This window comes from Bdellovibrio sp. HCB185ZH (genome assembly GCF_047302455.1).
Lineage (GTDB): Bacteria > Bdellovibrionota > Bdellovibrionia > Bdellovibrionales > Bdellovibrionaceae > Bdellovibrio.
Genome location: NZ_CP178624.1, coordinates 2,834,870 through 2,854,790 on the forward strand (window position 1 = coordinate 2,834,870; position 19,921 = coordinate 2,854,790).

20 protein-coding genes are annotated in these 19,921 nt (G+C 45.8%); 9 read left to right on the forward strand and 11 right to left on the reverse strand.

Annotated features, from left to right (window positions below; all coding sequences use genetic code 11):
- Positions 1–275: 275 nt before the first annotated feature.
- The 6 genes from ACLSU7_RS13895 to ACLSU7_RS13920 all read right to left on the reverse strand — a co-directional run bounded on the left by ACLSU7_RS13895 (position 276) and on the right by ACLSU7_RS13920 (position 6,834).
- Positions 276–1,817 carry a putative glycoside hydrolase gene (locus tag ACLSU7_RS13895; protein ID WP_413292492.1) on the reverse strand — a complete coding sequence of 514 codons (1,542 nt, stop codon included), beginning with the start codon at positions 1,815–1,817 and terminating at the stop codon, positions 276–278.
- A gap of 156 nt (positions 1,818–1,973) precedes the next feature.
- The gene (locus tag ACLSU7_RS13900; RefSeq protein ID WP_413292493.1) at positions 1,974–2,666 is read right to left on the reverse strand and encodes a hypothetical protein; all 693 of its coding nucleotides are present in this window, start codon (positions 2,664–2,666) and stop codon (positions 1,974–1,976) included.
- Positions 2,667–2,674: 8 nt separating this feature from the next.
- Complete coding sequence (locus tag ACLSU7_RS13905; RefSeq protein ID WP_413292494.1) at positions 2,675–3,460, reverse strand: DUF4423 domain-containing protein; 786 nt, start codon at positions 3,458–3,460, stop codon at positions 2,675–2,677.
- A gap of 172 nt (positions 3,461–3,632) precedes the next feature.
- Positions 3,633–5,606: a hypothetical protein gene (locus ACLSU7_RS13910; protein ID WP_413292495.1), complete on the reverse strand. Its 1,974-nt coding sequence runs from the start codon at positions 5,604–5,606 to the stop codon at positions 3,633–3,635.
- Positions 5,607–5,736: 130 nt separating this feature from the next.
- Complete coding sequence (gene lexA / locus ACLSU7_RS13915) at positions 5,737–6,456, reverse strand: transcriptional repressor LexA (RefSeq protein ID WP_413292496.1); 720 nt, start codon at positions 6,454–6,456, stop codon at positions 5,737–5,739.
- A gap of 156 nt (positions 6,457–6,612) precedes the next feature.
- A complete protein-coding gene (locus ACLSU7_RS13920) occupies positions 6,613–6,834 on the reverse strand; it encodes a hypothetical protein (protein ID WP_413292497.1) in 222 nt (73 codons plus the stop codon).
- A 164-nt stretch (positions 6,835–6,998) separates the two neighbouring features.
- On the opposite strand from ACLSU7_RS13920, the gene ACLSU7_RS13925 reads away from it, so the two are divergent.
- Positions 6,999–7,907 (forward strand): DUF2817 domain-containing protein, encoded by a 909-nt coding sequence (locus ACLSU7_RS13925; protein ID WP_413292498.1) that lies wholly within the window; start codon positions 6,999–7,001, stop codon positions 7,905–7,907.
- A 65-nt stretch (positions 7,908–7,972) separates the two neighbouring features.
- Here ACLSU7_RS13925 and ACLSU7_RS13930 read toward each other — a convergent pair whose 3' ends face one another.
- The gene (locus ACLSU7_RS13930) at positions 7,973–8,374 is read right to left on the reverse strand and encodes a hypothetical protein (protein WP_413292499.1); all 402 of its coding nucleotides are present in this window, start codon (positions 8,372–8,374) and stop codon (positions 7,973–7,975) included.
- A 48-nt stretch (positions 8,375–8,422) separates the two neighbouring features.
- Here ACLSU7_RS13930 and ung point away from each other — a divergent pair, with 48 nt between their 5' ends.
- The 8 genes from ung (at position 8,423) to ACLSU7_RS13970 (ending at position 17,106) form a co-directional block, all read left to right on the forward strand.
- Positions 8,423–9,229: a uracil-DNA glycosylase gene (ung, locus tag ACLSU7_RS13935; RefSeq protein ID WP_413292500.1), complete on the forward strand. Its 807-nt coding sequence runs from the start codon at positions 8,423–8,425 to the stop codon at positions 9,227–9,229.
- A 38-nt stretch (positions 9,230–9,267) separates the two neighbouring features.
- Positions 9,268–9,684: a hypothetical protein gene (locus ACLSU7_RS13940; protein ID WP_413292501.1), complete on the forward strand. Its 417-nt coding sequence runs from the start codon at positions 9,268–9,270 to the stop codon at positions 9,682–9,684.
- Between the two features lie 6 nt (positions 9,685–9,690).
- Positions 9,691–10,746 carry a hypothetical protein gene (locus tag ACLSU7_RS13945; protein ID WP_413292502.1) on the forward strand — a complete coding sequence of 352 codons (1,056 nt, stop codon included), beginning with the start codon at positions 9,691–9,693 and terminating at the stop codon, positions 10,744–10,746.
- A complete protein-coding gene (locus ACLSU7_RS13950; protein WP_413292503.1) occupies positions 10,739–11,917 on the forward strand; it encodes a 3-phosphoshikimate 1-carboxyvinyltransferase in 1,179 nt (392 codons plus the stop codon). Before ACLSU7_RS13945 ends, ACLSU7_RS13950 begins: the two co-directional genes overlap by 8 nt.
- Positions 11,914–13,740, forward strand: coding sequence for a shikimate kinase (locus tag ACLSU7_RS13955; protein WP_413292504.1), 1,827 nt, complete (start codon positions 11,914–11,916; stop codon positions 13,738–13,740). Before ACLSU7_RS13950 ends, ACLSU7_RS13955 begins: the two co-directional genes overlap by 4 nt.
- Positions 13,737–14,765, forward strand: coding sequence for a chorismate synthase (gene aroC / locus ACLSU7_RS13960; protein ID WP_413292506.1), 1,029 nt, complete (start codon positions 13,737–13,739; stop codon positions 14,763–14,765). The genes ACLSU7_RS13955 and aroC overlap by 4 nt, the downstream gene beginning before the upstream one ends.
- A gap of 19 nt (positions 14,766–14,784) precedes the next feature.
- Positions 14,785–15,684 (forward strand): 1,4-dihydroxy-2-naphthoyl-CoA synthase, encoded by a 900-nt coding sequence (locus ACLSU7_RS13965; protein WP_413292507.1) that lies wholly within the window; start codon positions 14,785–14,787, stop codon positions 15,682–15,684.
- Between the two features lie 357 nt (positions 15,685–16,041).
- Positions 16,042–17,106 carry a branched-chain amino acid aminotransferase gene (locus ACLSU7_RS13970; protein ID WP_413292508.1) on the forward strand — a complete coding sequence of 355 codons (1,065 nt, stop codon included), beginning with the start codon at positions 16,042–16,044 and terminating at the stop codon, positions 17,104–17,106.
- A gap of 82 nt (positions 17,107–17,188) precedes the next feature.
- On the opposite strand, the gene ACLSU7_RS13975 is transcribed toward ACLSU7_RS13970, so the two are convergent.
- The 4 genes from ACLSU7_RS13975 to aroF all read right to left on the reverse strand — a co-directional run bounded on the left by ACLSU7_RS13975 (position 17,189) and on the right by aroF (position 19,895).
- Positions 17,189–17,599 carry a bacteriohemerythrin gene (locus ACLSU7_RS13975; RefSeq protein ID WP_413292509.1) on the reverse strand — a complete coding sequence of 137 codons (411 nt, stop codon included), beginning with the start codon at positions 17,597–17,599 and terminating at the stop codon, positions 17,189–17,191.
- Positions 17,600–17,755: 156 nt separating this feature from the next.
- The gene (locus ACLSU7_RS13980) at positions 17,756–18,193 is read right to left on the reverse strand and encodes a hypothetical protein (protein ID WP_413292510.1); all 438 of its coding nucleotides are present in this window, start codon (positions 18,191–18,193) and stop codon (positions 17,756–17,758) included.
- A gap of 156 nt (positions 18,194–18,349) precedes the next feature.
- Positions 18,350–19,072: a bifunctional demethylmenaquinone methyltransferase/2-methoxy-6-polyprenyl-1,4-benzoquinol methylase UbiE gene (gene ubiE / locus ACLSU7_RS13985; protein ID WP_413292511.1), complete on the reverse strand. Its 723-nt coding sequence runs from the start codon at positions 19,070–19,072 to the stop codon at positions 18,350–18,352.
- Entirely contained in the window at positions 19,062–19,895 is an 834-nt protein-coding gene (aroF, locus tag ACLSU7_RS13990; protein WP_413292512.1) for a 3-deoxy-7-phosphoheptulonate synthase, read from the reverse strand. Before aroF ends, ubiE begins: the two co-directional genes overlap by 11 nt.
- Positions 19,896–19,921: the final 26 nt, after the last annotated feature.

Below are 19,921 nucleotides of genomic sequence, written 5' to 3' on the forward strand. Positions count from 1 at the left end.
CGGAGTCTAATTCCTCTTCGTATTTTATGGGCTCGTGAAAACGGCCCAATCGACTGCGTTGTCGGACCACCGCTTGCTCTCCGGCGTACTTGGAGTACGCCTACGTGGCAGCGGCGATCCTCCGCCTTGCGCTTGGACCGTTTTGACGAGCCCTCCTTCGAGGGCGCGGGCGCGGGTTCGGGGGACGGGCTTGGGGAGCGCTTGAAAAAAAAGCCAGACGGTGTCTGGCTTTTTTTTTCTCACTTGGGAGTAGGGGGACCTACTCCTTTTTTGTTTTATTTTTTGCTGCCTTGGTCGGCGGTGGTCATGTCGGATTCGGCCCATTTTCCGTATTTGAAGAAGGAGCCTCCTCGGATCTGTGGATAGCGGGAGTTTAGGGTTTTATAGATTTGTTGGAACTCGCTTACTGACCAATAGTAGTTGTAGGCTGGGATGATTTTTTTCGTCATGCCTACTTCGGATACTAGGTCAGCTATTACGCTGTCGTAGACCCAATTTAATTGGTAGCCCCAGTCGTCGTAGTACGCCATTGGACTAAAGAAATCCAAATGCTGTGCTAAGCGTTTTGCGCTTTGGGCACACTCGATGAATTCTGGTGGCAGAGTATAAGATCCCAACGGCACGTTTTGTACGGATTGGACGGCGGCTTTTACTCGACCGGCATAGTCCGCTACTTTTTGCATGCGCCATTCATTCCACTGAGTTCGTTTGGTTGAGCTTTGTGCGAAGTTGATTGTCGCAGGATCATATCCATAGATCGCTTGGAAATCGCTTCTTGTTTTATCGCTCATATCCATATTCCAGTTATCGAAGCGCAACCAGTCGATAGCCACTGAATCCACTTTGTACATGGAGAGGAATTCTTTGATGATCGAGATTTCGTAATCCTGAACTTCGGGATTGATAGGATTCACAAAATATTCTGGGCTGTCGGGATTGCTACCTTGGAACGGAACGATTTTTCCATTGACCAAAGCTTTCATAGCCCAGTCAGCGTTCTTGCGAGCGGCGACCTGATCATGGAATTGTGGGATCCAGGCTTTCACGCGAATACCACGTTTTGCAGCTTCAGTGATGATCGTGCCGATGACATCAAAGCTTTTATAAACTGCTGCGACAGGCGCGATTTTACTTGGATAGAAAACAGTCCCTGACGGCACACTTTCATCCTCATCCTGTTTGATGGAAACAGAGACAATGTTGAAGTTGTTTCGTTTAGCCATATCCAGGAATTTTACCACGTCATCAGCTTTGGAGAAGTTTGCAATTGTACGAACGACCAATTCGCGTTCATCCGTATAGCGTGTTGGATCTTGCGGTGTCGCCGTTGGTGAAGGGCTCACTGTTGGCGACGGAGATGGGGATACGGTCGGCGATGGTGTTGGAGTAGGAGTCGTCGTGACACCGTCCTCGATCACCAGATAATCGATCATGACCCATTTGGTATTCTTTGAAACGATACGCAGCGTGTGGCTGCCTTTGGGAAGGTTCGCGATTTCAAACATTTTAAAGTTATAGCGCTCAACGGAACTTGCAACGCTGACGGTTTTGCGGGATACACCATCCACTATAAATTCCAGCTGCCCACCATCTGGTCCTTGCCAGCCATACACGGCAACTCCGGTGCCGCTGAAAGTGTATTGGCCATAACCGTTGCGATTATGAGTCCCGTGAGCAATCAGCTTATAGGCATCATCATCTGCGTAAGAGCCGATGCGATACCAGGTCCACCCCTTATCAGAATCGTCTACTTTGGAAGTTGCAGCGCCAGCGATATTTGCGGCGATCAACATTCCAAGAATTGATTTTATAAACATGGTTCCTCCCCATTGGTTAATTATTCCGTACTAAATTCGGAAGGGAGGAGGAAAAGTGAAGTCCGTCTCAACAGAGTTCGTTCACTATCACAAAATGCACATAAAAAAAGGGAAACGTGATCGTTTCCCTCGGGAAAAACTGAACAGTATATTTTTTTAAGGTTCGGGTTCCTGATTGATTCGGAACACTTGGAAGTAAATTTCCCTATATTTTTCCACGGAGAAATTTCGAAATCTATCGGAAATCAAAAGGGCATTGAAATACCTGACGGGCACAGAGTTCTTGGTGGAGGCACTGTGCTCTAAAGCGTAGCGATAGATGATTTCATGAAGTATCAAGACGGCTCGGTCGTGTTCGGGCATCAGGTTCCACAGGGGAGCGGAAATAAAATATCGACTATCTTCAGCGAAAATTGGCTCTTGTTGAATGGCCAATTGTTTCACCGAGCAACCATCTGGAATAAAGCTAAGTCCTTGGTCGTTCACTGGATTTAATTCTGCATGAATTAAGGTTGTTTCCGACCAAAAGTTGTCAAGCTTCTCGTTAAGATCGCTCATTAAATCGAGATCTAAAACTGCCAGACGAGTCAAGACATCACGTGCGATTTCAGTTCCAGTGTTACAAGCTTTGCGACCGTTTTTCAGAGTATAGCATTGTGAATTTTCGGATGGCGCATAGAAAGGCTGAAAATCATATCTTAAAACGGCTTCAGTGGCGTCGTAAGCAGAAACGGATTTGCCGTTTTCCTTTGGGCAGATGACAGCGTTGCCGCCATTCCCGAATTCAGTAGCCGTGCCCCAGGATGCCTGGGCGAATAAGATAGAGGATAATAGAAGCAGTTTTTTCATAAAAATCCTTATGCCGTGGCAATTGCTTTCGTGACTGGATTGATCTGGATGCAGACGCTGTACACTTCAGTTTTCTCGCCTTCTTCCAGTAATTTGATCAAGTCTTGGCGGTATTGTTTGGTTAGAAGTTTCGCTTTATAAAGTTGGCGAGGATTGGTGGCCACAATTAATGCCGACACATCACGCACTTCCAGCGGAACACTGTCCAATGATTCCAAAGATTTCGTAATCATCTGACGATGATAGTTTCTTAAAGCGTGCGAAGGGATATCATGTGTGGAAGTAATGTTGGCGTGAGTAGGGACAAGCTTTCCATCTTCCTCTTTTGCAAGCCCCACCAGAATAAGTTTTTTGATGGACTCGATCACCACTGACTCACTAAGGTGCAGACGTTTAGAAATCCAGTTAGCATCGTTTTTAAAATCTGAGTTTTCCAGTAGATTCAAGATCGCAAAATGATGCCACTCAGGAAGAAAGGTTTGAACTTCTTCCGTCATTTGGAAAATCCCATCAAGAGCTTTTCTTTCAAACAAAGATTTGCCGATCAGAAATTCCAGTTTGGAAGCTTTTTCTGGAGTGAGGTCTAAAACCGACAAAATTCTTTTTCTGACGATTTTGCCGGGCAACGCATGTCCCGCCAGAATCGCGGAGATGCGGCCGGGTGAGGTTTTTAAATCCCTCGCAAAGGCACGCATGGAATACTTAGGATTCTTGGCGCGTTTGGTATTTAAGATAGAATTCAGAAATTCGGCAACTTCGGCATATTTAGCTGGAGTTTTTTCTTTTTCAGACATGCGACAAATTTGCTGTCGATTTTGGAGTCAGTCAATTTGGGAGCATTGCAAAATCGAAGTGTTGTTCTCTTTATGGGAATTAATTGTGAACAGCGTGGCGAGTGGAGCAGATACAAAGAAAAAAAAGGGAGCCCAGAAGCTCCCTTTTTTTTCTTAAATTGTCTGTGATCTATTAGAAATCAACACCGGCGCCGATCGTGCCGTAGAAGCTGGAAAGGCTCGCTCCGGAGTCGTCAGCTTTCGTGAAGTCATACTTTTTCAAACCGAAACCCAGCTCTCCAAAGAATGTATTCGTGAACAGGATTTTTCCATGGAAGTTCAACAAGAAGTCATTCCCCATTTTCGTGCCGCTGTCAGTGGAACTAACGAATTGGATGAATTCCATGTCTACGTATTTTGGATGGTTTAAGAAAGACAGTTTGTTTAACCAGTTATCAAATGTTTTTGGCATCGAACGAGCCCAGAACAGACCGACCCCGATCTTATTCGCTTTTTGTTCACCTACGGAAAGAGCTTCATAGGCTGCGATCGCGCCGACAGTTTCATCGCGCTCCCACAAACCTTGTGCAAAACGATAGCGCAAATCGACCTCTGTGGAAGACAGGCTCACTTTTTCAGTGCCGCCATTTTCTCTTTGGGCATCAACGTCAGCTAACGTCGTAAAGTATTTCGCAGAAACACCCCAGCGTTGTTTCGAGAGGTAATTATTCTGCCAGCCGAAAAGGTCATTAAACCAATACTGCAAGTGGGCCTCACCAATAAAGGTTGAGCCGCCCGCTGTCGTGGAAATACCGCTGAGGCGCAAGCTCGCCTCGCCAGACCCGCCACGATAGATTTCGATATAGGCTTTGTGCGGTTCGCTTTTTCCAGCTTCGCCTTCAGTCAAAAGCAACTGTGGTTTGTTCAGCGCATATTTTTCGCCGGTTTCAAATTTCCAAATTCTTAAGTCAGAGTCTTTGTCTTTCTCGTTCACAGGGACTAAGCCTTCAACCTTAGAGTCTTTGTCCACTTTCACTTTGACTTGATCTTTGGAATTGTAAGTTCCCTTCAAGGCATTTTTGTGAAGGAACAAGCGATCCTTAATTTTCGGATAGTTTTTGATTTCCAGATTATAAGTAAATACTCCGCCGTATTTTCCGTGGAAATGCAGGCGAGAATTTTTTAATGGCACATCAATTTGCCAAAGGTCGATGGGTTCCGCGATTGATTTTTGAAATCCAAAAGCCTTGGTCACAGAACCGTATTCAATTCCTGGAATAATTTTCGTGTCGCCAATCGGAGCAGGCAATGCACCTTTGAACGTCACATTTCCTTTTTGTTCGCTCTCGATAAAGTCCTTCAGATCCAAGGCGATCGGCTCTGACATGAATTCATACGTCGCGCCTGATTTCAAAGTCGCCAAGAACCCAACGGGAGCTCCCACTGCAACTTCGATATCGTCTTTCATATTTTTACGTTCTTCGTTCAGGGCAATTACACGGGGAGCAGTTTCAGATTTCGTGTAATCAAGGGTGATCAAGTCGTCTTTGATCTCGACACCATAGTTTTGTGTGCACATCGCAGTGAAGCCTTTGCCGCTTTCAGATCTTAGGCAGAAGCGGAAGTGATTACCTGATTGCCACTTGGGTGCTTTTTCACTTTTAAAGTCAGAGAATTTCCAATCGCCGGATTTATCCAGTGTGACTTTCCATAATTCTTTACCATAACTATCGATGATCGAAAGATCACCCGTTGGTATAATCATCGTGTCCCAAGTGATGCGCAGATTTTTTTCTTCGATCGAAGCGCGCAGGGAATCGTTATTGAAAACAAAGTCTGCAATTTTTAAAGAGCGACCTTTATCAGATTTCAAATCATAGGACACGGTTGGATTTTTTACTTTCACATCCGGTTCTTCGACTGCGAAAAAGACAGGGCGAGTGTAATCGTCAGATTCTTTGGCTTCAGCTTTTGGAGTTTCTGCAGCAGTCGCAGAGGGTGTTGGCGTCACAGCAGGTGTCGCTGACGGTGCTGGCGTTGCCTCAGGAGCTGGTGCGGATGCTGCGGTGGAATCTTTTTTTGCGGATTTCTTTTTGGATTTGGCTATCGAAGGTTGAACAAAGGCCATCATAGCCATCACTAGCAAGCTGCTAAACACTGATTTCATTGAACGTCCCGGTTAAGCTGTTTCTTAACATTATGGAAGGAGCTTAGGAGACACGCAAGACCCACTCCACGGAACCAGACTGAGGACAAAGCAGGACCATCTGAAAGAATCTAATCGTATGATTTTGAGATTAGAATTTGCGAATCAAACCCACGACAATCCCGCGAATCTCAACTTGATCAGGTGAGAACCACATGGATTTCATTGTGGAATTGGATGGACGCAGTTCAACTTGCTTATTCGAGTTGCCACTGTCGGGACGAGCGCGAAGGTAAATACGTTTTACCGTCGCTTCGTTATCGACGGTTGCAACGACGATGTCGCCATTGCCGGCAGATTTCTGCTCTTGAACTAGGATGATGTCTTCATCAAAGATTCCGTCATCGATCATGGAATCGCCCTGTACTTTCAAAGCGAAAGACTTGGAAGGATTTCGCACCATAGAAGGCGGAACATCTACGAACTCATCATGTTTGAAGTTTTCAATAGGTTGTCCCGCAGCCACTTTCCCGAGAAGGGGAAGGGACAGGATCTCGTCACGAGCCTGGAGGAGCTTAGTGCGATGAGATCCCGTCGTCGTCGAGACTTTTGCTTGCAAGTGATCCTGAACAGCAGACGCTGAATGAAGCACTTGGATGGCTCTCTTCTGATTAACAGGGTTCGTGATGTACCCCTTAGTCGTTAATTGCTTCAAATAATTCTGAACCGAATTGAACGATGCTAGACCGAAGTGATCCTTAATTTCTTGATATGACGGAGAAATACCTGAACTTAAGATGTGCGCCTCGATGTACTCGAGAACGGATTTTTCTTTAGGTGTCAGTGATGGGAGGGGCAATTTCTTTGTCATAACTTACATATTAACTTACAGTGTAAATAATATGTAAGTCAAAAGGAAAAAGGTCCAGTTTTTGTTTTCAGCACCGCGCAATTCCCAAAAAGAAAAGCCCCAGCGTTTTAATGCGCCGGGGCTTTGGACAACAACATCATTTTTTACGAAGAAGGACTATTCCTTAACGGTCAGGCAGTCTTTTTTCTTGGTATCGCACGTCGCTTTTACCTCAGCGACGATAGGTTTTACCTCAGAAGCGACTTTACGCTCGATCACTTTAGGAGGAGAATTCTGCGCGTGACTTATTGGGCTCATCGAGCAGTTTTGGTAGAAGAGTATCACGACGGGATTTATCACCAACATCGCGACAAAACTAAAACCACCTTTATTAACCATACCTTCCTCCTAAAACTACAACATGAGTGCTAAAAACATCACCTTTTACATTACGGACGAATGGCTATAAGACTTTAGTCGTTTTATAGCGATTCTCAGATTGGATCGAAAAAAGGCATTTTCTCATCTTGAGAGAATTTAAAGACGTGGGATAATAGATAGAAATGATGAAGCCACTTCGTTACCTAATAGTAAGTTTGATTTGTTCACTCGCAGGGGTATCCGCAGCGCATGCGGAGTTTACAAACCTTGATCAGACCTGCGTGAATGATCTTAAAAAATTCCCAGGCGCGTGGGATGACAAACTTTTGCAGCAAGCTTGTGCCAAAGTGACAATGGATCCGCAATGCGTAAGCGTTGAGGGCCGTCCTATTTATCACTATGACAAAACAGCTACTGATACGGGTGCAAAACGCATCTTGGTCATCAGTCTGATTCATGGTGATGAAACACATGCGGGAACAGTCGGACGTTACTGGATGGAACGTTTGGAAAGTATTGCTCCAAGGAATACGTGGAGAGTCGTTCCCGTTCTAAATCCTGATGGTGTGAAATACAAAACCCGCACGAACGCGAACAAGATCGACGTGAATCGCAACTTCCCAACAAAAGATTGGGATGCCGGTGCAATTGCCTCTTGGAAAAAAACGACAAGTGAAAATCCTCGTCGTTTTCCAGGCAAAGAAGGCGGCAGCGAGCCTGAAACGAAATGTGCTCTTCATCACATCGATGATTTCAAACCTGATTTCATCGTGTCGGTGCACACGCCACTAAAAGTTTTGGATTTCGACGGTCCGAAATTTTCTCCACCGCCAAAGTTTGATTACTTGCCGTGGAAAAGTTTAGGAAACTATCCGGGCAGTCTTGGTCGCTACATGTGGATGGAAAGAAGCACTCCAGTTTTAACGATGGAGCTGAAAGAAAATCTTCCACCGAACCTGGCACCGTTTGATCAGCTGCAAGACATCATCGGGACTCTGGTGAAGTTGGATGCAGCAAGAAAAGCAGCGAACACATCTTCGGCGACAAGCTCCAGCAAGTATCTGCCTCTCGCGTTCGAAGTTGGAAAATAAGATTTAGAAATTCGACAGATAAAAAAGGCTCCTTCACGGAGCCTTTTTTATTTTTGAATTTAGTTTTAGTGCAGCGTTGGATGCTGAAGGTAGTGATTGATCTCCACCAAGCGATCTTGGTGACTCACCACGGAGTCTTGAATCTCAACCAGCTTCAACATCAGATTGTCTTTTGCCAGTTTGATCGCGAGATAGATGTCTTGATGCACACCCTCGGCCTCTACCTTGGCTTCGCCATCCGATAGAACAATCGCAATACGATAGAGCTTGCTCAAATCGCGACGATTGAATTCCTTGCCTTCCGTTTCATACTGAAGCGCGAGTTTCTTCGGATTTCGGGCCACGACGGTGACCACAGTTTCAGGAGTAACAAAGCCGTCAAATTCCGCTATCTGTTGATAGATAAAGGACTTAACTTCTGGATTCTCCTCAATAAGTTGAATGGTGGGGTTTGGAAGGTTCGTCATAGGCGGGCCTCCTTTTCCTTATAACTAGTTTAACAATGAGGCTTAGATTTGTCTGGTCAAGTTAACGTCGGCATGAAAAATAATTTGAAAACCAATAGGTTTGAATTAGAATCGCGAAACTGGACTATTGACGAGTATCATTCTGAGACGGACGACAAAATCGAAAATTTATCTAATACCAAACATAAAATTGAATTACACCCAAGCTGGAAAGCAAAACTTGCGGCAGAGTTCGAAAAAGACTCCATGAAAAGTCTCACGGCATTTTTGCAGAAGGAGTCCAAGGCTGGAAAAACAATTTATCCTCAGGGTGATGAATACTTTGCGGCGCTGAATTTGACACCGCTTGATAAAGTAAAAGTCGTTATCGTCGGTCAAGATCCCTATCACGGGCCGGGTCAGGCGCATGGACTGTGTTTCTCAGTGCGTGATGGTGTACGTTTTCCTCCCTCGTTGTTAAACATCTTTAAAGAACTTAAATCTGACATGGGAATTGAAATTCCGAAAAGTGGTTCCCTTATTAACTGGGCTGAGCATGGAGTGCTTTTGCTGAACGCTGTTTTGACTGTCGAGGATGGAAAAGCTGCTGCGCACGCAGGTAAAGGCTGGGAAGAATTCACAGACAAGATCATTCACGTATTGAATGAAGAAAAAGAAAACATTGTTTTCATCTTGTGGGGCGCCTATGCCCAAAAGAAAGCGGCCTTCGTTGACCGCAAAAAACACTTCGTTATTGAATCTGTTCATCCCTCACCTCTGTCGGCACATCGCGGCTTTTTTGGAACAAAGCCCTTCTCAAAAGCGAATGAGTATCTGAAGTCCAAGGGCAAAGAGCCTGTGGACTGGAGCCTCTAGGGCATGTAAACTGGTCTCCTTGAACTAAGGAGACCATTATGAAATCCGTATTTGCACTTTTGATCGCTCTGACTGCATTTCAACCAGCCTTCGCAACAACTGCTGAAGAAGTAAAACAAAAAACTTCTGACGCCGCGACTTCCGCAGCGAACTACTCTAAAGAACAAAAAGACGCCTTCCAAAAAGACATGGAAGCAAAACTTGCTGAAATGAAAAAAGAAACTGCAGAACTAAAAAAAGCTGCTGCAGACAAAACTGGCGAAGCTAAAAAAGAAATGAACCAACACATTGCCGCTCTTGAGAAAAAACAAGAAAGCATGTCCCAAGATCTTTCCAAACTTAAAAAGAGCTCCGGCAAAGCATGGAACCACATGAAAGATGGCATGAGCAAAGCTTGGGATTCAATTTCTGATTCTTATGCAAAAGCTAAAGCTGAATACGCAGAGCAAAAGTAAGCATTGATGAAATCTCAAAGCACGCTTGTCTTTTCGAATGAACTTCCTCCAGTTAAAAAATTGGGGGAAGAACTTCTTCTGATTTATGATCAGATCCTTGCGCAAAAATCTCCGGTCTTTAAAAAATGGTCCCAGCAAATCACCCTGAAATATGCGGTGAAAGCGGGCGAGCATTTAAAAGATATCGAACAATTCCCTCGTCACATCAAAGCGATCACCAAATTAACAGAGCAAACGTCTGTGAAAAAACTTACGATCGTTGTCGTGGGTGGTGGCAGCCTCGGGGACTTTGGTGGTTTTGTGGCAAGTGTTTTAAAGCGCGGCGTGCGTTTGATCCATATTCCTTCCACATGGCTTGCTGCGATTGATTCAGCACACGGTGGAAAAACGGCGCTGAATGTGGGTGGCGCAAAAAATCAAATCGGTACATTCTATCCTGCAGAGCAAATCCTGATGGTTCGCTCCGTGCTGATGTCCCAACCCGAAGCCCGTGCCTATGAAGGTTTCGGAGAGCTGGTAAAGATCGCCCTGATCGAGGGCGGAAAATTGTGGAGCTCTTTGGCCAAAGAACGCCAGGTGAATTCCAAAACATTGTGGAAGCATCTGGAGTCGGCTGTTAAGGCCAAATACAAAGTTGTCGCCAAAGATCCCCAAGAGAAAAAAGGCATCCGTCATGTTCTGAATCTGGGCCACACTGTTGGTCATGTTTTGGAAAGCTATTACGAATTGCCTCATGGAATTGCTATTAATTACGGGTTGGATTTTGCCTTGCGCTTTAGCGTGCAAAAGAAAATCATGAAAGCCTCTGAGGCTGAAAAAATTTATTCAGAACCCATCATGGGATTCCTATTGTCACCGCTGCGCGATGATTTGATTTCCATTAAAAGCAGTGACCTGAATGAATATCGTCGTTTGCTTTTAAGCGATAAAAAGAAAACCAAAGCAGCCACTTTGCGTTTTGTTTTCGTACAAAAACCTGGAAAAACCGTTATTCAAGAAGTGGGCGTGGATGATCTTCTGATCGAAATCTGTCGCCAGCGTGAAGAGGAGCTTCATGGCTAAGTTCCACTTTCAAGGAAGCATCCCGAGTTCCAAATCTGTTTTCAATCGTGCTTTGATTGTTCAAAGCTATTTCCCGGTTTTGGATCTACACGGCTTTGCGGGATGTGATGATGTGCGCTTTATGCGTGAAGGCCTTAAGGGTCTGAAAGCAAACAGCCGCATTGATTGTGGAGAGGGCGGAACAACTTTTCGCTTTATGGCACTAAGGGCTTCGCGCATTCGTGGCGTGCATGTTCTGAAAGGCAGCCCGCGTTTGATGTCTCGCCCTCAAAAAGGATTGATTGATCTGCTTCGTCAACTGGGTGTTCAGGCGCAGATCAAAAAAAATGAAATGCATATCGTCAGTGAAGGCTGGAAGAAATTTAGAGGAGTGCCGATAAAAGTCGACACGACCGAGTCTTCCCAATACGCCTCCGCTTTGATCCTTAATTCCTGGCTTTTAAGTTTCGATCTGGATTTTGAATTGGTCGGTAGCAAAGTTTCTGAAAGTTATTTTTTACTGACGTTAGAAATGCTTAAAAAGATGGGCTTGCGAATCAAGCAAACTCCCACAGGCTTTTTGGTGCCTGCGGAACAGCGTCTGGAAAAGTTATCCTATGAAGTTGAAGCAGACATGAGCTCGATGTTTACGATGGCTTCAGCCGGCGCCCTGGCGGGAACTTCTGTTATTGAAAACTTCCCTGAAGTAACCGAGCAACCTGACAAAGTCTTTGTAGATATCTTTAAGAAAATGGGGGTGGGAGTTGCGCTTGAGGGCAGAACTCTCACCATAAATAAACCCAAACACCTTCGTGCGGTGGATTGGAATTTGTTTCAATGTCCCGATCTTTTCCCTGTGCTTGCCGTGGTCTGCAGTTTTGCTGAGGGCGTTTCCAAACTTCATGGCGCCCCGCACTTGGTGGCGAAAGAATCCAATCGCATTGCCAAGGTAGCTGATCTGTTTAATCTGTTGGGAATTCAGCACGAAGTCCTGGAAGACGGCATGATCATTCACGGGAATCCTAATCAGGTTTTAAAAAAAGGTATTGTCTTTAATCCCGACGAAGATCATCGCATGGTGATGGCGGCCGTTTTGATGAAGTTGATGGGGCATGAAATTCAGATACAACATCCTGAAGCGATCAATAAAAGTTTCCCGGAATTCTGGGATATGATCGGAATCAAGCCATGATCACTTTAATCATCGGACATCGTGGCACTGGCAAAACCGAACTTATTAAGCGCATGAACTTGACCATGCAAAACCCAGATGTCGCTTACTTGGACCTTGATGATGAGATTGAAAAACGCATCGGTAAAACCATCCGTGAACTTTTCATGGAGCACGGAGAGGCCTATTTCCGTGAAATGGAAAGGCAGATGTTCTTAGAGGTTTTGCAAAAACCGTATAAGGATATCTTTCTGGTTTTAGGCGCGGGTTTTGATGTCAGCATCATTCCCAATGATCTTCACGTTCTTTGGGTCAAAAGACAGACGGACTTGGATGGACGGATTTTTTTGAATCGTCCTCGTTTGAATCCCGACATGACGCCATTACAGGAGTTCATCAAACGCGCAAGTCCCCGTGAAGTGCGCTATCAAGCCGTCGCCGACGAAGTGTACTTAATGCCTGAAGGTATTTTCGAACATCACCATCAGGTTTTAAATCTTGAGCGCCGAATCCTTTCTCACCAATTACAAAATATTGGCGGGGGAGTAACGGTGCTTGCTTCAGCTTTTGAAAAATCCCACAGACTGCCTTTACTCAAAGAGCGCTATGCCGGGCGTGGAGTTGAATATTTTGAATTGCGTGATGATTTCTTAAGTGAGGAAAACATCCTGCAATTCATAGCAGAATTCCCGCAGGATAAATTTATATACTCTTTCCGTGCAGCCAAAGATCGCACCGATTGGTGGAAGTCTGAAAAGGCACAGCATATTTTAAATAAAGCGACTTGGATCGATTGGCCGTTAGAGCTGGGTGCGCCCACAGATGTTTTAGAAAACATTCCGAAGGAAAAAATCATTCTTTCCGCACACGAAAGCGCGCACTTCCTGGATTTGCAGAAATTGGAATCCGAAGTGGCCTATCTAAAATTTGCTCCCTTGATTGAAAACTTTAAAGATCTGTCCCGTTTGCATCAGTGGCAACAAGAACAAGAGGACACGCGCAGCTTTCTTCCACGATCAACAGATGGTCGCTGGACTTGGTATCGACTTCGTCAAAAAGGACAGCAGCTGATTAACTTTTGGCGCGAAGGTGAAGGAAGTGCGGGCGATCAGCCGAGCTTGTTTCAGTGGATGATGACACCCGCAAAGTCTTCAAATTTTGCAGCGGTCTTGGGTGACCCTGTCGTTCACAGCTTTACCCCCGTAGAACATTCTGATTTTTTCACTCAAAGAAATATCCCCGTTTTTGCGATTCGTATTTCCCGCGACGAGTGGGATCAAGCCATGCCTGTCTTGCAAGAGATGGGTTTGCAATACGCCGCTGTCACCGCTCCTCACAAAGAACCCGCTGCGAAATGGTGTCAGCACCCGACGCTGAATGCAGTGAACACATTGTATTATAATAAAAAACAAGTGAAGTGGCAGGGAACCTCGACCGATGAAGCTGGTTTTGTCGAGTTGATTGAAGGTGTTGGGATGCTTGCACCTTTGCAAAAAGAAATCGTCGTGTGGGGCGGCGGTGGCACGCTGCCTATGATTGAAAAAGTTCTGCCCCATGCAAGCTACTATTCTGCTCGCACGGGGGAGCCGCGGGATGGTTCCAAAGCCTCTGCTGATTTTGTTCCTAAAGTGATTGTTTGGGCTGCTCCGCGTGTGGATGACACCTATATGCCGCCCACGGATTGGAAACCTGCGATGATTTTTGATCTGAATTACAAAGAAGATTCCGTCGGCAGGGAGTATGCGCAACTTTGTGGCGCCAACTATGAATCCGGTTTGAAAATGTTTATTGCCCAGGCTCAGCTACAACGAGTTTTCTGGAAAGAGTGTGAGGAAAAAGCATGAGTTCAGCAAATCAATTTGGATCCCGCTTTACGATGTCATCATTTGGTGAAAGTCATGGGACGGCCTTGGGCGTTTTGATTGATGGCTGTCCCGCGGGAGTTCATTTCGATGCGGGTGTTTTGACTCGTGAATTGGAAAGACGTCGTCCCGGCCATCATGGATCAAGGCAAATTGTTTCCGGCCGTCAGGAAAGCGATGTTCCAGAAGTTTTAAGTGGCGTCTTTGAGGGCAAAACTTTGGGCACTCCCATCGCAATCATCGTACGTAATCAAGATGCGCGCTCTCAGGACTATTCAAAAATTCAAAACTCTCCACGTGCGGGTCACGCGGATGATGTATGGAAAAATAAATTCGGTCACAGTGATCACAGAGGTGGCGGCCGTTCCTCGGGACGTGAAACGGTTTCCCGTGTGATGGCAGGCGCCGTTGCAAAAATGTTGATGAGTAAAGTCAGTGCTAGCACCAAAGTCATTGGTTACGCCTCACAGATTGGTCCTATGCAATTGCCAGATGCCGATCGTAAAAACGTTGCCAACGTCGACGTTGATTCTTATCAGGCACGCTTTCCTTCCAAAGACGATCAAAAGGTCGCCGAGCTTTTAAAGAAAGCTCAAGAAAACGGCGACAGCTATGGCGGGATTGCAGAAATTTTGATTCAAGCTCCGCCCGCGCATTTGGGTCAGCCTGTATTTCATAAGTTAAAGTCAGACCTTGCCATGGCTTTCATGAGCGTAGGTGCTGCGAATGGATTTGAGCTGGGTTTGGGTTTTGACTCTGCCGATGTTCAGGGAACTGAGTTCCATCAGGGCTCTCAGGACGTTTACGGGGGAATCCGCGGAGGTATTTCTACGGGAGATGACATTTTGTTACGAGTTTCATTTAAGCCAACCAGCTCTATTTTGGATGTGGCAAAAAAAGGACGTCATGATCCTTGTATTGTAACTCGCGCAATTCCAGTCCTGGAGGCCATGACATGGCTGGTATTGGCAGACCATTACCTGTGGGCTAAAACAGACAAACTGTAAAACGCCTCCGGAGGAATAAATGGTTTCCGATATTTTTACACCTGAATGGTGGACTGAAGTACCTGGTTTTAATTTTAAAGACATCACTTATCACCGCGCCAAAAATCAGGGCACGGTTCGTATCGCCTTCAACCGCCCAGAAGTTCGCAATGCTTTCCGCCCACAAACTGTGGACGAATTGTACATGGCCTTGGAGCATGCACGCATCACTCCTGATGTGGGAGTCGTATTAATCACAGGCAATGGACCTTCCCCTAAGGATGCGGGTTGGGCGTTCTGTTCTGGTGGTGACCAGCGCATCCGCGGTAAAGATGGGTACAAATACGAAGACAAAGAAGCTTCGGGTAAAGCGGATTTGGCTCGTTTGGGTCGTTTACATATTCTGGAAGTTCAGCGTTTGATTCGCTTCATGCCTAAAATTGTTGTTGCCGTTGTTCCGGGTTGGGCAGTCGGTGGCGGTCACTCTTTGCATGTTGTTTGCGACTTGACGCTTGCAAGTAAAGAACACGCAATCTTTAAACAAACCGATCCAGATGTTGCAAGTTTCGACAGCGGTTACGGTTCAGCATACCTTGCACGCATGGTAGGTCAAAAACGTGCCCGCGAGATTTTCTTCTTAGGGCGCAATTACTCTGCTCAAGAAGCTTTTAAAATGGGCATGGTCAACGCCGTGATTCCTCACAAAGATCTTGAGAAGGTCGCATTGGAATGGGCTGCAGAAATGAACACGAAAAGTCCGACAGCCATGCGTATGTTGAAATTTGGATTTAACATGATCGATGATGGTCTGGTGGGCCAGCAATTGTTTGCGGGCGAGGCCACTCGACTGGCTTACGGTACTGAAGAAGCAGTCGAAGGCCGTGGAGCTTTCGTCGAGAAGCGTGAGAGAGATTTCTCTAAGTTCCCTTGGCATTACTAAAAACGTAATTGGGGCTATTAAAAAACAGCTCCAAATATGTACAAATTCTTATTTACTGGGAGGAGAATAAAGCCATGAAACGGCGTTATCTCCTCCTTTTTTTAGCGGCTCTGGTTCTATCGGGTTGTCCCACTCGAGAACAGCCGAAAATTCCGCCACCAAAACCACCTGAACCCCAAACACAAAGCCAAGATGTGACTATGAGTCGGCGCCAACTGGACGTGATGGGTGGAATGGCTCCCTTAGTAGGACCAAGCCCATATTTCTTAGTGATGCTCGCATAGAAAAAACTGCCACAATTGCATTTCACGGGCACTGCGGTTTGACCCGCGGGTCGAAATTAGGTACCACAGTCTCATGACAAATATCTCGACAACACTCGTGACTTCCCCGAAGGCTCTTCCTCCGTCTGATCAACTTGGTTTTGGTCAGTACTTCACTGACCACATGTTTGTGGCGAAGTACGCTGAAGGCAAAGGCTGGTATGAGGCTTCGATCGTTCCCTATGGCCCTATTTCAGTGGACCCAGGGGCATCGGTATTTCATTACGGTCAGGCACTTTTCGAAGGTATGAAGGCTTTCCGTCAAAACGATGGCAAGGTTGTCTTCTTCCGCCCTGAATTTAATTACAATCGTCTGGCTGAGGGTGCAGAACGCATGTGTTTGCAAGCGCCGCCGATGGAACTTTTCATGCAAGGTTTGCATGAATTGACGAAAGTGGATGAGCGTTGGATTCCTCATGGTCCGAACACATCTTTGTACATCCGTCCCACATTGATCGGGACTGAAGCGTTCCTGGGGGTTCGTCCTTCTCGCGAAACCACATTCTTTATTTTATTGTCCCCTGTGGGTTCTTACTACGCTGAGGGTGCAAAACCCGTGAAAATCTGGACGGAAGAAAAATATCTTCGTGCAGCTCCGGGTGGTTTGGGCGCCGTGAAAGCGGGTGCGAACTATGCATCCAGCTTGAAAGCGGCTTTGGAGGCGAAACAAAAGGGTTATGCTCAAGTTTTGTGGTTGGATGTGGAACGTTTGGGTATTGAAGAAGTCGGTACAATGAATGCGTTCTTTGTTTTCAATAACGAGATCGTAACTCCGGCATTAAACGGCAGCATCTTGTCCGGCGGAACTCGCGATGCAATCATCCAAGTTTTGAAAAGTAAAAATCTTCCGATCGTCGAAAGACGTATCACCATCACAGAAGTGATTGAGCGCCTGGAAAAAGGCGAGTTGAAGGAAGCCTTCGGTACAGGAACTGCGGCCGTGATTTCGCCGATCGGCGTGATTCACTACAACGAAAAAGACTGGATGATCAACGGCAACGAAACTGGTCCATTGAGCACTGAGCTTTACAACGAAATCACCGGGATTCAAAAGGGCACAGTGAAAGATTCCATGAACTGGATTTCTCCACTCGTTTAAGCGGATCTTAAAGATTCTATAAAAGTACTCCGGCGCGAGCCGGAGTTCAGACTGGCTGGAGACCACTCTCAGCCTTTTTTGTTTAAGCGGACTTCTGCGCAGCGATCACACCATACTTGGTATCAATCCCCATAATATGCGCTGTCAGCCACGTTTTCAGGAATTGAAAGAAGGCCGGAGTCAATGTTCCGGTTTTATCAAACTCCGCTGCATGGCCTTTTAGGCGCTCGATCAAATCTTTGTGGATTTTCTTGTGAACCGAAGCTTGGGAATAATCCAAAGTATCGAAAAACTTTTCTTCGTGTTCAAAGTGAGTGACTGTCCAAGATGCCAATTCACGAACGATGGATTGCAATTCTGGTTTCGTTGCTTTCGCTTCGTAGCGATCGTAAAGACGATTCATGATATCGATCAATTTTTTATGCTCGTTATCCATGGCATCTACATGTGTAGTTAAACGCTCTTTGTCCCATTTAAAGAAATTTTCCGACATCGTGTACCTCACGGGTTTGTTTCAACATCCTTGTCGGAAAGTCCTCGGAACACTATATGATAAAGATCATATCTCGCGATTTTTCATTCGTATGTGAGTGTACTAATAAAAAAGGCCGAGGATCCCTCAGCCTTCTTACTACCCCGGGTGGAGAGCTTATAGAATCACGTTTTCAGCCACTGGCGGCTGTCCTGTGATGCATTTGATGTATTTGGGATTGATCACCAAATTCTTTTTCCCATTGTACCAACGGATTTCAACACGCTCTTGATTTTCCATGTGAGTGTATGTTGCATGGTCGCCGTACATAACCAAATCTGGTGTGCGCAAGTCTTCGTATGACTTCACCGCGAGCATTATTTCTTTATTATCAAGATCACCTGTCACCATATGACCGCTCAAATCGTCGATGATCTGACCGCTTTTTTGACCAGCAGTTAGCATTGTATCAAAAGTCTTTTCCAGTATCGCAAAGTCGTCTGGATTGTGAACAACCCAGCCTTGCGCTTCGTAATCTTCAGCCGAAGGACATAGTTCACTGGCAACTGCCGTTGAACCGAGCGCAAACATCAAAACCAAAGCCATCCATTTCATGTGAGACTCCTTTATTCGAATCAGGTTGCTGACTACTTTTCAATGAACTGAAGTCGGAGTCAAATTGAAGCGGACTTGAAAACAAAATAAAAAAGGCGTCCTTGTGGAACGCCTTCTCTGTCTTGTACTTCAGACTTTTATGTTGTGTGAAAGAGCTTACTTAACGGTGCCTTTGTAGATGTAAGCAATGCCACCCGTCAAAGTGATGTACTCTGTGTGGGAGAATGCCCCTGTCTGTTTCATCAAATCCAGAAAGCCTTCTTTGCAAGGGAAAGCCGCAGAAGACTTTTGCAAGTATTCATAAGCGTCTTTTTGACCTGTCACCAGGCCACCGATTTTTGGAAGAATGTTTTGTGAGTAGAAATTGTAAAGCGCGCCGAACACCGGAATGTTCACTTGGCCGAATTCTAAAACCATCACCGTGCCACCAGATTTAGTCACACGAGCCATCTCGCTTAAACCTTTAACCGGGTTACCCACGTTGCGAATACCAAAAGAGATGGAAGAGATATCAAAAGAATCATCCGCGTACTGAAGTTGAGTCACGTCAGCTTGTTCAAACTTAATGTCCAAACCGCGCTGAGCCGCTTTGCCTGGAGCCGGGATCAACATCTCGGCACAGAAATCTGTTCCTGTGACTTGACCCGCAGAACCCACCTGTTGTTTGAACTCAATCGCGAGGTCGCCAGTGCCTGTCGCACAATCCAAAACTCTGTCGCCCAATTTAGCGCCAGAATATTTAACCAATTTTTTTCTCCACAAGTGGTGAACACCCATGGAAAGCACATTGTTTCCTTTGTCATAGTTCGCAGCCACTTTAGAGAACATGTTGCGAATGATTTCAGGATTTGGAGAGTGTTTTTGATTCTCAGTGTGCATGTGCTGTCACCTTGTGAAGAGGACGATCGATAGCGACTAGGATTCTTTCAAGTTTTCTCATCATCATTTCGAAGTCCTGCAAAGTCAGGGCTTGCATGCCATCAGAAAGAGCCTCTGACGGACGAGGATGAACTTCCACAATGATACCGTCAGCGCCCACAGCCGCAGCTGCGTAGGCCAAATCCGGAACCAAGGCGCGAATGCCCACGGCATGAGAAGGATCCACGATAACTGGAAGATTTGTATTTTTCTTAGCAAACGCCACAGCGTTCAAATCCAGAGTGTTGCGAGTTGCTGTTTCAAAAGTACGGATACCACGTTCACAAAGGATCACGTTGTTGTTACCAGCTTTGATCACGTATTCAGAGGCTTTAACCCATTCTTCGATGTAAGCAGCCAAACCACGTTTCAATAAAACTGGCTTGTTTTGACGGCCCAGCTCTTTCAAAAGTTCGTAGTTCTGCATAGAGCGAGAACCCACTTGGAAACACTCCACAAGGTCATAAACTTCTTCGATTTGACGGATGTCAGTGACTTCGGAGATCAAGCTCATGTTGAGCTGTTTGCAAACGTCTTTCACGATGTCGAAAGATGAATTTCCCAAACCTTGGAAGGCTGTTGGTGATGTACGCATTTTCCAGATTCCGCCGCGAAGCAAGTGCGCGCCAGAAGCCTTAACACCCGAAGCCGTTTCTAGAAATTGAGCGTGGCTTTCGATAGAGCACGGACCGGCGATGACCGTGAATTCGGGACCCCCAATATTAAACCCGCCAACATTGACGATTTGGGTTGAGGGACTTGTTTGCATAGTTTGCGTTTCCATATTACGAACTCTCACTGTGGATCGCA

Bases quoted from the DNA above. Each gene is read 5' to 3' on its own strand.
- ACLSU7_RS13895 (WP_413292492.1), bottom strand. From the start codon at position 1,817: ATGTTTATAAAATCAATTCTTGGAATGTTGATCGCCGCAAATATCGCT.
- ACLSU7_RS13900 (WP_413292493.1), bottom strand. From the start codon at position 2,666: ATGAAAAAACTGCTTCTATTATCCTCTATCTTATTCGCCCAGGCATCC.
- ACLSU7_RS13905 (WP_413292494.1), bottom strand. From the start codon at position 3,460: ATGTCTGAAAAAGAAAAAACTCCAGCTAAATATGCCGAAGTTGCCGAA.
- ACLSU7_RS13910 (WP_413292495.1), bottom strand. From the start codon at position 5,606: ATGAAATCAGTGTTTAGCAGCTTGCTAGTGATGGCTATGATGGCCTTT.
- lexA (WP_413292496.1), bottom strand. From the start codon at position 6,456: ATGACAAAGAAATTGCCCCTCCCATCACTGACACCTAAAGAAAAATCC.
- ACLSU7_RS13920 (WP_413292497.1), bottom strand. From the start codon at position 6,834: ATGGTTAATAAAGGTGGTTTTAGTTTTGTCGCGATGTTGGTGATAAAT.
- ACLSU7_RS13925 (WP_413292498.1), top strand. From the start codon at position 6,999: ATGATGAAGCCACTTCGTTACCTAATAGTAAGTTTGATTTGTTCACTC.
- ACLSU7_RS13930 (WP_413292499.1), bottom strand. From the start codon at position 8,374: ATGACGAACCTTCCAAACCCCACCATTCAACTTATTGAGGAGAATCCA.
- ACLSU7_RS13940 (WP_413292501.1), top strand. From the start codon at position 9,268: ATGAAATCCGTATTTGCACTTTTGATCGCTCTGACTGCATTTCAACCA.
- ACLSU7_RS13945 (WP_413292502.1), top strand. From the start codon at position 9,691: ATGAAATCTCAAAGCACGCTTGTCTTTTCGAATGAACTTCCTCCAGTT.
- ACLSU7_RS13950 (WP_413292503.1), top strand. From the start codon at position 10,739: ATGGCTAAGTTCCACTTTCAAGGAAGCATCCCGAGTTCCAAATCTGTT.
- ACLSU7_RS13955 (WP_413292504.1), top strand. From the start codon at position 11,914: ATGATCACTTTAATCATCGGACATCGTGGCACTGGCAAAACCGAACTT.
- aroC (WP_413292506.1), top strand. From the start codon at position 13,737: ATGAGTTCAGCAAATCAATTTGGATCCCGCTTTACGATGTCATCATTT.
- ACLSU7_RS13965 (WP_413292507.1), top strand. From the start codon at position 14,785: ATGGTTTCCGATATTTTTACACCTGAATGGTGGACTGAAGTACCTGGT.
- ACLSU7_RS13970 (WP_413292508.1), top strand. From the start codon at position 16,042: ATGACAAATATCTCGACAACACTCGTGACTTCCCCGAAGGCTCTTCCT.
- ACLSU7_RS13975 (WP_413292509.1), bottom strand. From the start codon at position 17,599: ATGTCGGAAAATTTCTTTAAATGGGACAAAGAGCGTTTAACTACACAT.
- ACLSU7_RS13980 (WP_413292510.1), bottom strand. From the start codon at position 18,193: ATGAAATGGATGGCTTTGGTTTTGATGTTTGCGCTCGGTTCAACGGCA.
- ubiE (WP_413292511.1), bottom strand. From the start codon at position 19,072: ATGCACACTGAGAATCAAAAACACTCTCCAAATCCTGAAATCATTCGC.
- aroF (WP_413292512.1), bottom strand. From the start codon at position 19,895: ATGGAAACGCAAACTATGCAAACAAGTCCCTCAACCCAAATCGTCAAT.